A 14,322-nucleotide genomic window follows, 5' to 3' on the forward strand; every position below is an offset into this window, starting at 1 on the left:
GGAATGACTTTCATGAAAGTGTGGATTGTTACTAATGCATATTTACCTGAACATGGTGGATTAGTATCATATACTAGAAACTTGGCAAAAGAGATATTAAAACAAGGAATTAATGTAGAAATTATTACATCTAACTTGAAGAATAGAGATCTTGCTCCTGTTGAAATTATTGAAGGGATTAAAGTTACTAGAATCGACTATTCTAATATTCCTATTTTTCTGAAACCATTTACTCCATTTATTTTTTATCGCAAAACACTAAAATTCTTCCAAAAGTATAGCATTGAAGAGAACGATATTGTTATATCAAGATTCTACACTTTTGCATTAGCTGTTGCAAAATCAAAGAACATAAAAAAACATATTTTTATATCCCCATTAATTGCATCAAAGTTACAACATATAGAAGCTCAAAAGGTAAAAGGCCTTAAAAAAATATATTATTATTTACTGCTTCCTCAGATACATTATCTCGATAAACTCGCTATAAAATCAACTCCTTACCTTGGTGTACTTAGTCATTCAAAAAAGGATGAGATAACAGAAGGGTTTAATATAACGAATACTGAAGTAAATGTTATCCCACCAGGAGTAGATATTGAAAGATTTAATGTAGCCACTAGTGATGAAAAAAAAGCTCTAAGATTAAAATATGAATACAATGAGAGTGACAAGATATTGTTATGTGTCAGTAGACTATCTTCAGAAAAAAATATCGAAATGCTAGTTGATGTTATGAATAAGATAATAACTGAAGATAAAGATGTGAAATTAGCTATTGTTGGCGAGGGAGAAGCTCGTAACCGTATAGAAAATATTATAGCCAAATATAAGCTACATAACAATGTAAAGCTTTGGGGGGCTAGAAATAACATTGAAGAGTTTTATAAAATGGCGGATGTATTTGCGTTGCTTAGTAAATATGAAGGATTTGGTCATGTATATATAGAAGCTTTAGCATGTGGATTACCTTGTATAGCAGTAGAATCAAATCCACCAGATACAGTAACAGCAAGCGCTGAAATAATAACAAATAATTTATTAGGTGTTTTAGTTAATTGTAATAAAGAAGAAGAGGTTATAAATGCAGTAAAATACTGTTTCGAAAATGCGGAAGTAAATAAAGGCTACCGTAGAGATTACGTAGAGGGTAATTTTACCTGGATGCAGCACTTTAAGAACATAAGAGAAGTGTTTACCGAAGAAAGTGACTGATTGAATTTAGAAAGGAATTTGTAACTTGAAAATAAGAGAAGAGAAATATTATCTAACGTACTTTATCCCTTTATATTTGCTCCTTCTTCTACCGTTTCCTTCTAGTTTGGTAGGGTATTCAGTTGCTTTATGGATTAATGATTTTATTTTGATGGGATATCTAATATTCTTGATTGTTACAAAAAAATTTAAAGTACCGAGAAAAAAAATGACAATTGTATGGTTATGTTTATTGGTAATATTGAACATAGTAGGCATAATCAATTCTATAATAAGAGGTAACATTTCTAGTTTGCGAGTGTTGTCAGAGTTAGTAAGAACTTTTGAATTCTTTTTGATTTATATTTATTTTATTAATCTGTTCAGAATTCTAAAAGAAAATAGAGCAACTATCGAAAATGTAATTAAATCAAATTTAATTATAGTCAGTAGTTGTGTGTTTTTTATTTCATTTATAGAATTATTTAATTTCCCATTAAAAGAATTATTAAGGAATTTATATGAAATGGGAAAGTCGGGTAATATATATCAGCATTATAATCGCATAGTAGGAACTTTGAGAAACCCTAATTTTTTCGGGATATGGTTAGCAATAACAATAGTTTTCTTTTATACAGTAAATTTAAAAATAATTTGGAGATTAGTTCTATTAGTAATACCCTTAATTTACTTGTTTTTCACTGGTTCAAGGACATCTTGGGTGCTAGCTGTAGTATCTCTTGCTATTGTTGTTTTAATACAACTTTTTTTGAAAAAAGGAAAGAAAATTTATTCTATAGCAATAATAGGGTTAGTAACTTTGACTTTTGTTATTATATATACAAATTATGAAACCTTGTTTTATTCAGTACGTTTTAATTGGAATTTAACAGATATTCTTACATTAGGCGGTCGTACAGAAATTTGGGGAATGTATCTAGAAGAAATCAAGCGGAATATAATTTTTGGTGTAGGAATTAATAAAGGTGATGATATAGTTTTTGATAACCTCTTTTTACAGTATATGTATTTTTATGGGGTATTTGGTGTGATATTCTTATTATTATTCTTCTGTAGAAATTTAGGATCTAACATAAAATTACTTCTTCTAAGAAAAAAAGACAACTTACTAATCTTTGTTTTAGGAATGCAACTTATTTTTATTTTTTCATCCTTTACCATACAAATATTTGATGTACTACAAATAACATTCTTTTATATTATGGGCCTAGCTTATTTAGATTATTTACGTTTATATGAGCGCGACGAACACATACACAATTAAATTGTTAGAAAAGAGGAGTTGAATTGAACATTTTAGTAACTGGAGGTGCTGGATATATCGGCTCTCATACTTGTATTGCTTTACTTAAAGCAGGACATTCAGTTATTGTAATAGATAATTTTAATAACAGTGATCGAAAAATGGTAGATATGATTGAAAAATTATCTGAGAACAAAATAACTTTTTACGAGTTTGATGTGACTGACAATACTAAATTAAATTTAGTGTTTAAGAAGCATCGTATAGATGGCGTAATCCATTTTGCTGGATTTAAAGCGGTAGGTGAGTCTATTTCAAAACCTCTTGAATATTACTATAATAATTTAGTCAGTACGATTGTACTTATGCAAGCTTGTCAAAAATACAGTATAAGTAAATTAGTATTCAGTTCGTCTGCTACAGTATATGGTGAGAATGAAGTACCATTTAAAGAGTCGATGAAACTTTTACCTGCAACAAATCCATATGGTCAAACAAAGGTTATGTGTGAAAGGATGTTAATAGATACCTTCAACGCAATAAATAATACTGGTGTTTCCATATTAAGATACTTTAATCCCATAGGAGCACATGAAAGTGGTTTAATCGGTGAAAAATCTAATGGAACTCCTAATAATATAATGCCTTACATTACTCAAGTGGCAAAGGGGAAAATTAGTCATTTAAAGATTTTTGGAGATGACTACCCAACAATAGATGGTACAGGAGTAAGAGACTACATTCATGTTATGGATTTGGCTGAAGGACATGTAGCGGCAGTAGAACAAATATCAGAGGGGGTTCAAATATATAATTTAGGAACTGGATATGGAACAAGCGTCTTGGAACTAATCCAAACATTTGAAAAGGCTAATGAGGTTAAGGTTCCATATCGAATAGTAGATCGAAGACCCGGAGATATTGCTGTTGCTTATGCTGATGTAACAAAAGCAAAAAATGAACTTGGTTGGGAAGCGAAAAGAGATCTAATAACTATGTGTCGTGATGCGTGGAGGTTCGAAATAAAAAAAGGTGAAAATTGTTAGGAGGCTCTTTAATGTCTATCCGAAAAGCAATAATCCCCGCAGCTGGGCTAGGTACACGCTTTTTACCAGCGACAAAGGCACAACCGAAGGAAATGCTGCCGATTGTGGACAAGCCAACGCTGCAATATATTATAGAAGAAGCGGTTGAATCAGGAATTGATGAGATCCTCATCATTACAGGCCGCAACAAGAAATCAATCGAGGATCATTTCGATAAATCCGTAGAGCTTGAACTCGAGCTTGAAGCAAAAGGGAAAAATGAGCTGCTTGAAGAGGTTCGTAAAATCTCTAATATGGTCAATATTCATTATATCCGTCAGAAGGAACCGAAAGGGCTTGGTCATGCGATCTATTGCGCGAAAAGCTTTATCGGCAACGAACCGTTCGCGGTATTGCTTGGCGATGACATTGTTTACTCAGACAAGCCATGCTTAAAGCAGCTTATTGATGTGTATCAATACTATAATAGCTCCGTGCTTGGTGTACAGCAGGTCGAGCAGAAGGACGTACACAAATATGGGATAGTCGATGGTCACAAGATTGATACCACGGTGTCTCGTGTTAATAAGCTGGTGGAGAAACCTAAAACAGAAGATGCCCCATCGAATATTGCGATACTGGGACGATATATTATTACACCTGAGATTTTCAACATACTTGAGAACACACCACCTGGAGCCAACGGTGAGATCCAATTAACGGATGCACTGAATCAATTGTCACGTTCTGAAGCTGTCTACGCTTATGAATTCAGTGGACGAAGATACGATGTAGGAGACAAGCAGGGCTTTCTAGAAGCAACAGTAGAATACGCACTTCGTCGTGAGGAACTTAGAGATTCCTTCTTAGCTTATCTGAACAAGATCACGAAGGATTTCCCGAATTAATGAAACAAAAGTCTAGTATACTGCGTCTAATTTTAGTAGTGGGCACGATCCTTCTCATTGCGGGAATATTTAGATTGTCGAACCAGCCTGCCGCTCATTCAAATGAGTTAAGCAAGACAGTCGCGACGTATTCCTTGCCTTATGTTGAGAAGTGGACAGGCTATGATATTGGCCTGGCACAGTGGAACCACACATTGCGCAAACTTGCTCATTTCTCACTTTACTTCTTGTTAGCCTCGATTTTGATGGTGCTATGTCGTGTAAATCGCTGCAGCTGGAGAAAAGCGTTATTTATATCTCTATCTGTATCGGTAGCATATGCCATTATTGACGAGACTCATCAACTGTTTGTTGATGGCAGAGGAGCTAGTATTAGAGATGTAGCAATCGATAGTGCGGGCGCAATGCTAGGAATTACAGTAGTATATTTAGTTGGACGGAGATGGTTGTAATGAAAACATGGAAAAAGGTTACGATTTGGATTGCAAGCATATTAGTTGTACTTGTTGTAGGAGGCTTATTTGCTGCCAATTATGCGGTGGATAAAGTGCTTGATTCCATGGTTGGCATGAGTGTGGATGATCTAATGGGAGAAGAAGATGGAGCATTGGATGTTCAGCCAGATGATACTGTATCCGTTCCGGATGAGCCATCAGATGCAACTGACCCAAATGAGTCAACTGATTCTGATGAACAGGATTCTGCTAATGCTGGTCAAGGTACGCAAGCCGATGATACAGATCAAAAAAGTAACTCGAATTCAGGTCAATCTAGCAGCTCCAACGGAGGAGGACAGAACTCTTCCACAGGTTCTAACGGAGGGAGTGACACACCAGCCGCGACACCGAAGCCTACTCCTGGCAATTCCAGCGGCGGTTATACGCCTGAAATTTCTACTGACAAAGCCAAGGAAGTAGAAGAGAACATTACAGTAGGTGAAAAGGCGAAGGTCGTTACGACGCTAATGGGCAGCTTGTCTGCTTCAGATATCTCTACACTTCAAAAGCTTGCAAGTGGAGGCCTGAGTGTTGAAGAAAAAAAGGAAGCTAGAGCAATACTTCTGGAAAAGCTCTCTGAAGATCAATACAACGATCTGATTGCAATTGCGGCTAAGCATGGTTTAAGCCAAGGAAGATCATATTCCGAAGTGAAAGACGAATAGCACATATAAGTCGGTAGGATTGAATCCTACCGGTTTTTTTTTGCTTTACATAATCTCCATATTGTTCATTTTTTGTTCAGACTGAGGCGTTAAACTACCAGGATGGGAAAAAATGAATGCTGTAGGAGGGAATCGCTTCTATGAACAGCAACAAGAATCGTTTAATGTCTTGGTATGCATGTTTTAGCGTAATACTAAGTATCATCATCCACGTAATGCAACGAAAATTTCAAATACTTGAGGAGCTAAGTCATCATCATGGTGGTATGCACTCATTAGCTCTTAATGTAGAAGTGCAGTATGGAATTGCCCTGAATGCCTTGCTTATGCTCCCGATTGTGCTGTGGCTTGCTGCTTTTATTCTATTGAAGAAAAATCATGACCATCCGATGATTCCGCTGCTCACCACGCTATCGTTAACACTATCCAGCGTCTCGCTTATTGCTGGTGGTGGAGGGATGGTTGAGCTTCACTTTTCAATATTCATGGTAGTTGCAGCGATCGCATATTACGAACAGATTAAACTAATTTCAATTAGCACGATTATATTTGCAATACAGCATCTAATTGGTTTAATCTGGTTCCCGAGATTAGTGTTTGGCGCAGACTCCTATTCGTTCGGAATGTTTCTGCTTCATGCGTTGTTTTTAGTCCTAACCTCACTTGCTACGATTAGACAGATTTATCAAAAGCAGCGTGTTCTTGCGGTGGTTGAAGAGGAAAAGCGAGAAAAGGATCAGCAGCTACAACTTTTAATGCAGAACGTGGAGCGGATGTCACGCGAGCTCGATCAATCGTCCCAAGCTATGCGGGAGCAATCAGAGTATCACGTACGTACATCACGAGAAATGGTTCAATCCTTCCAAGAAGTGACGAAAGGATTCGAACAGCAGCACCAATCGATAGCCTCTGTTCATCTAGCACTGGATGCTGTTAAGCGGCTTGTCAATGCAAATTCTGCAGCATTTCAGCAGCTTCACCGTCACATGCTCGAAACAACGGCAACGGCGGAGCATAGTGAGAAAGCATTGGACAAGCTAAATGATCGGATTGAACGTGTATCTGATACGATGGCGGAAGCAAGCATGACTACAGAAGCGCTATACACGGCAACAAGTCAAATTCATCAAGCAATGAATCTAATTACACAAGTGTCCAATCAAACGAAGCTGCTCGCGATAAATGCGGCGATTGAGGCTTCACATGCTGGCGAGCATGGACGAGGCTTTGCTGTCGTGGCGAAAGAGATACAGCGCTTAGCGGATGAATCCAAGGCTGCTTCAGAAGGAATAGGCGGTATCCTCTCTCAGGTAGTAGTGGAAACGGATCGTACCCTTACACATATGAAGCAGGGTGAGCAGGAATCTCAGCAATCTGTCGCCCTGGCAAAAGATGCAGCCGATCAATACGAGCAAATGAAGCTGGCTAGCGAACTTATGCAGAGCATTATTAAGCAGCTGTATGAAAGCGTGCAGGAGCTTCAGCATAAATCAGATCTGATGGCAGATGAGATGATGAGCATGTCTGCATTGACGGAGGAAGGAGTAGCTTCAGTAGAACAGCTGCTGGCAAGTACAGAGCAGCAGCAAGTGGCTACAGCAAGCATTCACGATGAGATCGAGCAAGTATCGCAGCTTGCGATGAAGCTTACGAAGCAGCTCAAAACATAAATACGCAAAAAAAGGAAGCGATCTGTTTATCGCTTCCTTTCTCCGCGCCATGCTATTTTACTCATGTTACCGATCCAATTAAACGAAGCAGATGAGAAGAAGTACTAAGAGGATGAATAACACAAGAATAAAAGCACCGCTAGAGTAACCTGAGTATCCACCAGCGTAACCTTTCATAGCAACATGCACCTCCTCAAGTAAGTGACTACACCATACTATATGCTTATCTACCCTAAGAGGGATGGACGAATGTCTAGTGATAAGGCAAGTTGGGCGTATGTGGAATTGTAGGGTATTTGCGTAAAGGTTAGGCCTGTGCCCAAACCTTTCGTCCAAATAATCATATGATATGTTGTACCTTATCGAAAAGGAGATGACAGTTATGAACTACGCTGCAAAGGTTTCTGGTGCTAACCAGGCTTACGGAGGTAAAGGTGTCGGAGGTTTCGCTGGTGTTAATGCTGGTTGGATTTTAGTACTATTTATCCTGCTAGTTCTGCTTGTTTGCTTTTGTTAATCTGACCGGATCAGAGAAGCCCTTGAGCGAGAGTGCTCAAGGGCTTTCTCGTTTTTAAAGGCTTGCGCTATAATAGAGACTATATACTACGAAGCAGAAGGGCTTGTTGCATGATGGTACCAATCTATTTATTATCCGGATTTTTAGGAAGCGGTAAAACGACGCTGCTTCAGCAAATGATTGAACAAGCGCAATCAGCTGGTCTGGTTCCTGCTGTACTTATGAATGAGCTTGGAGAAGTAAACCTGGATGGACAGCTTGTGAAAAAGGATGTTGCCATGGCAGAGGTGCTGGGAGGCTGCATCTGCTGCAGCATGCGCGGTGACTTGTCGCTTGAGCTCAATCAGCTTCTTCAGCAGTACAAGCCTGATCTTATTATTGTTGAATCAACTGGTGCAGCCCATCCGATGGAAAGCATTGATGCGATAACAGAAACCTCAATGTACAAGCACGCAGTGTTACAGGAAATCGTAACCGTTGTAGATGGCGAGCATGTGTTGGCTAGGGCTAAGGCGAAAAAGGACAAAACGTACCGTTTAATGCTTGACCAAATTCGCTGTGCTACAAGGCTGGTGTTAAATAAAGCCGATCGCTTGCACCCAGAGCAATTGGTAGAGCTTGAGCAGTTGGTCAGAGAGGAAAACGAGCATGCCCAGATGGTCACTACGACGCAATGCCAGTTGGACGATTGGAGCTGGCTGCTCCAGCCAGAGCTTCCTTCAGCGACAGTAAGCACATATGAAGGAGCTGACCGACCGAATGACCAGGCCGAAGCAGATCATACCTCACACAAAGAAGCCCATGTGCAGGGAGCTAATCATAAAGAGGCTCATGATCACGCCTATCATGATCATGAGCACCATGAGCATGTGATGGCCTATACCCATTACTGGAAACAGCCGCCTCATAGCGAGCAGTTCGAAGCATGGCTGAAGCAGCTGCCCGAGCAAATATATCGTGCAAAGGGAATTGTCACCTTTCGTGATGTGCCGAGCAGGTTTTTATTTCAATATGCTTATCGCGAATCAGATTTTATGCGGATTGAGCCGCAAGGCGAGGTTCATGATGTAGCGGTATTCATCGGCGAACACTTTGATGCCAATTGGTTGAAACAAGAGCTGGAAAAGCTCGAGCAAGCATAAGCAGGAATACTCTCCCATAGCCTGGGTCATACTAGACGAGATGATACATCTTGGAGGTTATTGGATGAGTAAACAGAAAACAGTTGGAGTATGGTTAACAAGTGCGCTGCTTGCATGCAGCTTGATGGCGCCAATCGCAACAGGAGCTGCGCCTGAACGTGATGCAGAACGCTCTAGCCAACAACAAGCGAAGCAGGAGCATTTGAACCACAAACACGCTCATAAGCACTCACATAAAAAGATGACCAGTGAAGAGATTAAGCAGATGCGTCTTGAGAAGCTGAAGCGTTTGGCAGCGTACTTCGATATCGAGACAGAAGGTAAAACGCTAGATCAGTTAAAAAAGGAAGTTGATCAAGCCAAACGTGAGCAGCCGGAAAAATGGGAAGCATTCAAGCAGGAATTCCGTGCGAAGAAGCTCGAGAAAATCCGTGAGTATGCCAAGCAAAAAGGAATCGATGTAGAAGGCAAGACGCTTGAACAGCTTCATGACGAGCTTCATGAGCTGGAGGAACGCAGCAACCATCGATAAATAGCTGTCGAATTAACAGACGAAAAGCATTGCGATAACTCGTAATGCTTTTTTTTTATTGGCTGTACTAGGGTTGGATTGTGGAGCAGAACATGCGCCGTTACGCTGTTTTTGGTCAGTGCGAACTTTTGACCTAAGACTAAAGAATGGTTGACGAAACAATCGATTATGGTATAATTTCCCGTATTGTTGTAAAACACCCAGTTTTTAACTGGATGTTTGCGATGGCTGCAATTCACGGTATGTAGTGACGTGCAGCTAGAGAAAAGGAGAGGGGTATGAATTTGAAGTTATTAATGAAAAAGTATGGATTAGCGTTGGTATTGGTTATGAGCTTGGTGCTACTGTCAGCTTGTGGTGAAGGTGCAACCACGCCTGCCAACAATGAATCGCCTGTATCTGCTTCACAAGGCGAGAGTGAACAAAACGATCAAGGCTCTAATGAGGCAGAGACTCCATCCACTGGAGATGCGGATAAGGAATTATTCGTTACAGTTGTAAGTGAAGCTAATAACCTTGACAGCTTTTCGGCAACGATGACTGCTGATCAAAAGATAGATATGGATGGCAATGTAATGGATACAAAAACGACTAGTGAAATGGACGTTACAATGAAGCCAGAGCTTGCATTCAAGCAGCTGACAATTGTTGAAGCTGCTGGTCAGAAACAGGAGATTGAATCCTACATGCTTTCTGATGGCTTCTTCGTGAAAGAAGCAACCTCTGGTCAGTGGATGAAGCTGCCAACGGATATGATGGACCAAATCCTTCAAGGTGTAGATGAAGCCTCTCTGGATCCTTCTGCACAGCTAGCTAAGCTTGTAGACTTCTCTGAAAGCTTTTCTGTCGAGGAGCAAGACGGCATCTATGTATTTACGTTAAATGCAAAAGGTGAGGAGTTCAACAACCTGCTTACTGAACAGCTAGGTGACGAGTTCGCACAGCTTGGTGATTTCGAAGTGAATGCAGCAGAATACGTGATTGAGGTTGAAAAGAGCAGTAACAAGCTGCTGAAAATGGATGTTTTCACAGACATGAACATCAGTGCTGAGGGACAGAAACTATCTATTGTTTCTACGGTAACAACGGAATACTCGAATCATAATGCGATTGATGCCATTGAAGTACCAGAGGAAGCTCTGAGTGCTGAGGAAATTGCGCTATAATTAGTGAATAATATAATTGAATAGCATTAAAGAAGACAGATTGCACATTGTGGACTGCATCTTGATTGGTTAGGTATATCTAACGAATCAAGGTGCAGTTTTTTGTTGATAGACCTGAATTAAATCAAGAAAAAGAAAAAGGAAATTTCTGCTATCGGGTTCCATATAATCGTAGAGTGTATTCATATCTAGGCTTGCTTTGGGGGGGAGTTATAGGTTATGATAGCACTGTATTTGTTAAGTAAATATATTAAGTAAACATTAACTGGTGATACACATAATAAAACGGCATCGCTTATGTTGCCACAAGGAAGGAGAGGGCAAAATGGCTACGATTCGCCAGATTGCAGAGCTTGCACAAGTATCTACAGCGACAGTATCGCGCGTGCTCAACAATGACCCAACGCTTAGCACAAGTGCTGAGACGAAGGAGCGAATTTTTGCGATTGCTGAGCAGCTTGGCTATAAGCGGCAGCGCTTGCGCAGACAGAAGCAGGAAATGCAGCGGGCTGAAGCAGAGATCGGGCTGCTGTTTTTGGCAACAGCAGATGAGGAGAACCAAGATCCTTACTTTAAGTCTGTGCGACGAGGGATTGAGCTCCAATGCGAAGCGCTCGGACTCAAGATAAGCAAGGTCATTCGCGGCGATCAATTCTCGGATCTTGCTGAAGTATCAGGCTTGGATGGATTGCTCGTTGTTGGCTCTATAGAGGTTGGAGACGTTCTCGAAGCTTATCCGAATCCAGAGCGTGTTGTATTCGTCAATCATGGCGAGGATCAGCATGCGTATGATTCTGTGCATCTTAATTTTGAGGGAGCGATCCAGTCTGCTTATGAGCATTTGGTGCAGCTGGGGCATGAGCACATCGGATTTATTGGCGGGGTGGAATCGATTCATTCCTTGCGTCAGCCAGGAGAGTTTCGCCGCTCAGAAGAGCATCGCTACCGCGCTTATGTAAAGATGCAAAGCCGTTACCATCATAGCTATGAAGCTGTGGAATGGGTAGAGGATTGGTCATCACAAGGCGGCTATGAAGCGATGAAGCGGATATTGGCCAAGCCGCATCAGCCAACTGCTTGTATCGTGGCAAGTGATCATATGGCGGTTGGAGCGCTTCGGGCACTCCATGAAGCGGGTGTACAGGTGCCAGCACAAATGTCCATCGTTGGCTTTAACGACATTGAGCTGGCTGCTTTCGTACTGCCACCGCTTACGACCGTTCATGCTTATACGGAGCTGCTTGGCAAAACGGCAGTTAATATGCTGGTGGAAAGGCTGGAAGGACGTGTAGCACCACTGCAGATTAAAATCGGGACATCTTTAGTTGAACGCGAAAGCTGTCAAGCGATTCAATAACTCATTTGGGAGGCATGTACATGATTACTTATAATGAAGAAACACGAATTTTCCATTTGAAGGCTGTAGATACGAGCTATGCGTTAAAGGTAACCGATCAGGGGCATCTGGCGCATTTATATTGGGGACGCGCCATTAGCGGAGAGCACTTGCAGCATCTATATAAGCTGTCTAACCGGCCTTCCTTTACGCCAAGCACGGATCTTCAACAACTGGAGTACTCTCTGGATACGTTGCAGCAAGAGCTTCCTGCTTATGGAGATTCAGATTTCCGATCGCCTGCTTACCAGTTTCAGCTGCCTAATGGAAGTACAGTCACGAATTTTGTCTATGAATCACACGAGATCGTAGCTGGGAAGCCTAAGCTGGATGGATTACCATCCGTCTATGTGGAGGAGGATGCGGAAGCACAGACGCTGCTGATTACGCTGCGCGATGAACTAACGAATGCGGCAATTGTCCTGTCTTACACTGTGTTTCGGGATTATGCTGCCATTACGCGATCTGTTCAATACCGCAACGAGGGTAGTAACGTGCTGACGTTGAATCGTGCGCTAAGCATGAGTGTGGATCTGCCAAGCTATAAGTATGACATGCTGCATCTATCCGGTTCATGGGCACGCGAGCGCTACGTGCATCGCCGCAAGCTAGAGCCAGGGATGCAGTCGATTGAAAGCCGCCGCGGCGCAAGCAGTCATGCGCAAAATCCTTTCCTTGCACTTGTAAGCGAGGGAGCAACCGAGGAGCATGGGGATGTATATGGCATTAACTTCGTATACAGCGGAAACTTTATCGCAGGAGTCGAGGTTGATCCGTATCTGCATGCCCGCCTGTTCATGGGGATCAATCCGTTTGACTTTAGCTGGAAGCTGGAAGCGGGAGAGGTATTCCAGGCGCCTGAGGTCGTGCTTGTTCATTCATATGAAGGAATTGGCGGTATGTCTCGCCGTTTTCATCGTTTGTACCGCAGTCGTTTGGCACGTGGGGAGTTCCGTGACAAGGTGCGTCCAATTCTGGTTAACAACTGGGAAGCGACATACTTCAGCTTTAATGAAGAAAAAATTATGAACATCGCGCAATCAGGCAAGGAGCTTGGCATTGAGCTGTTTGTGTTGGATGACGGATGGTTCGGCAAGCGCAACGATGATACGACTTCGCTGGGAGACTGGTTCGTGGATCGTCATAAGCTTCCGAATGGACTCGAGGGCGTAGTGCAAAAGGTGCGTGATCTTGGCTTGCAGTTCGGACTGTGGTTTGAACCGGAAATGATCTCTCCTGATAGCGAGCTGTATCGCAAGCATCCAGATTGGTGTCTGCATGTCGAAGGGCGTCGTCGTACACAAGCAAGGCAGCAGCTAATTCTCGACCTTTCTCGCGAAGATGTGCAGGAATACATTATTTCGACAATATCAGATGTGCTGTCCAGCGCACCAATTACGTATGTCAAATGGGATATGAACCGCAATATGACGGAAATCGGCTCTGCCTTGCTGCCAGCGGATCGTCAGCGTGAAACTGCTCATCGCTATATGCTTGGCTTGTATCGCGTGCTTGAAACAATTACTTCGAGCTTCCCGCACATCTTGTTCGAATCATGCTCTGGCGGTGGCGGACGCTTCGATGCAGGCATGCTGCATTACATGCCGCAGACATGGACCAGTGACAACAGTGATGCGATCTCTCGTTTGAAGATTCAGTACGGCACTAGCATCGTGTACCCGGTTAGCTCGATGGGAGCGCATGTATCCGCTGTACCAAACCATCAGGTTAATCGTGTAACGTCGCTCGAAACGCGCGGCAACGTCGCAATGTCTGGCAATTTTGGCTATGAGCTTGATCTTTCCGGGTTTACTGATAAGGAGGAAGAGCTGGTTAAGCAGCAAGTGGCGTTGTACAAGGAAATTCGTCATATTGTACAGTTTGGCGATTTCTACCGTTTGCTTAGCCCGTTCGAAGGCAATGAGACAGCGTGGATGTTCGTTTCGCAGGATAAGAAGGAAGCCGTTGTGATGTATGCAAAAGTGCTGCAGGAGCCGAATGAAGCGATTGGTCGCTTCCGTCTGCAAGGGCTTGATCCGAGTGTACTGTATGAGGTTAGCGCTGGAGGTAGGACTGGCGAGTGCAGCGGAGATCAGCTAATGTATGCAGGACTAGCGATACCTCCCATCTATGGCGACTTCCAAAGCTGCATCTATCGCTTGAAGGCTGTTGAGTAATTGTTGTAGTTTACTCCTTATAGCATTAGCAAAATTAATTCTCAAATTGGTGCGGATCGGAAGTGAATATAAAATCCCTAGGAGATCCGCACCCCGTATAAAATAAGGGATTTCTGCATAATTGAAGCGTTATTTACCCTAAAATATGGTATATTTAAAACGATCCGCA

13 protein-coding genes are annotated in these 14,322 nt (G+C 42.0%); all 13 read left to right on the forward strand.

Annotated elements, in window-relative coordinates; all coding sequences use genetic code 11:
- The first annotated feature begins 12 nt into the window (after window positions 1-12).
- The gene (locus tag ACFP56_RS14190; protein ID WP_379235590.1) at window positions 13-1,215 is read left to right on the forward strand and encodes a glycosyltransferase family 4 protein; all 1,203 of its coding nucleotides are present in this window, start codon (window positions 13-15) and stop codon (window positions 1,213-1,215) included.
- A gap of 25 nt (window positions 1,216-1,240) precedes the next feature.
- On the forward strand, window positions 1,241-2,479 hold the full coding sequence (locus ACFP56_RS14195) for an O-antigen ligase family protein (RefSeq protein WP_379235592.1): 1,239 nt from the start codon (window positions 1,241-1,243) through the stop codon (window positions 2,477-2,479).
- A 23-nt stretch (window positions 2,480-2,502) separates the two neighbouring features.
- Window positions 2,503-3,504, forward strand: coding sequence for a UDP-glucose 4-epimerase GalE (gene galE, locus ACFP56_RS14200; RefSeq protein ID WP_379235594.1), 1,002 nt, complete (start codon window positions 2,503-2,505; stop codon window positions 3,502-3,504).
- A gap of 11 nt (window positions 3,505-3,515) precedes the next feature.
- The gene (gene galU, locus ACFP56_RS14205; protein WP_379235596.1) at window positions 3,516-4,391 is read left to right on the forward strand and encodes a UTP--glucose-1-phosphate uridylyltransferase GalU; all 876 of its coding nucleotides are present in this window, start codon (window positions 3,516-3,518) and stop codon (window positions 4,389-4,391) included.
- Entirely contained in the window at window positions 4,391-4,843 is a 453-nt protein-coding gene (locus tag ACFP56_RS14210; protein WP_379235598.1) for a VanZ family protein, read from the forward strand. The genes galU and ACFP56_RS14210 overlap by 1 nt, the downstream gene beginning before the upstream one ends.
- Window positions 4,843-5,553 carry a hypothetical protein gene (locus ACFP56_RS14215; RefSeq protein WP_379235600.1) on the forward strand — a complete coding sequence of 237 codons (711 nt, stop codon included), beginning with the start codon at window positions 4,843-4,845 and terminating at the stop codon, window positions 5,551-5,553. The genes ACFP56_RS14210 and ACFP56_RS14215 overlap by 1 nt, the downstream gene beginning before the upstream one ends.
- A gap of 140 nt (window positions 5,554-5,693) precedes the next feature.
- Window positions 5,694-7,223, forward strand: coding sequence for a methyl-accepting chemotaxis protein (locus tag ACFP56_RS14220; protein WP_379235602.1), 1,530 nt, complete (start codon window positions 5,694-5,696; stop codon window positions 7,221-7,223).
- A gap of 382 nt (window positions 7,224-7,605) precedes the next feature.
- Window positions 7,606-7,740: a sporulation protein YjcZ gene (locus ACFP56_RS14225; protein WP_379235604.1), complete on the forward strand. Its 135-nt coding sequence runs from the start codon at window positions 7,606-7,608 to the stop codon at window positions 7,738-7,740.
- A gap of 110 nt (window positions 7,741-7,850) precedes the next feature.
- The gene (locus tag ACFP56_RS14230) at window positions 7,851-8,882 is read left to right on the forward strand and encodes a CobW family GTP-binding protein (RefSeq protein WP_379235606.1); all 1,032 of its coding nucleotides are present in this window, start codon (window positions 7,851-7,853) and stop codon (window positions 8,880-8,882) included.
- Window positions 8,883-8,946: 64 nt separating this feature from the next.
- The gene (locus ACFP56_RS14235) at window positions 8,947-9,414 is read left to right on the forward strand and encodes a hypothetical protein (RefSeq protein WP_379235608.1); all 468 of its coding nucleotides are present in this window, start codon (window positions 8,947-8,949) and stop codon (window positions 9,412-9,414) included.
- Window positions 9,415-9,692: 278 nt separating this feature from the next.
- The gene (locus ACFP56_RS14240; RefSeq protein WP_379235610.1) at window positions 9,693-10,580 is read left to right on the forward strand and encodes a DUF6612 family protein; all 888 of its coding nucleotides are present in this window, start codon (window positions 9,693-9,695) and stop codon (window positions 10,578-10,580) included.
- 325 nt (window positions 10,581-10,905) lie between these two features.
- On the forward strand, window positions 10,906-11,937 hold the full coding sequence (locus tag ACFP56_RS14245) for a LacI family DNA-binding transcriptional regulator (protein ID WP_379235612.1): 1,032 nt from the start codon (window positions 10,906-10,908) through the stop codon (window positions 11,935-11,937).
- A 20-nt stretch (window positions 11,938-11,957) separates the two neighbouring features.
- Complete coding sequence (locus tag ACFP56_RS14250; RefSeq protein WP_379235614.1) at window positions 11,958-14,153, forward strand: alpha-galactosidase; 2,196 nt, start codon at window positions 11,958-11,960, stop codon at window positions 14,151-14,153.
- Window positions 14,154-14,322 lie beyond the last annotated feature (169 nt).

Source organism: Paenibacillus septentrionalis (assembly GCF_042659865.1).
Classification (GTDB): Bacteria; Bacillota; Bacilli; order Paenibacillales; family Paenibacillaceae; genus Pristimantibacillus; species Pristimantibacillus septentrionalis.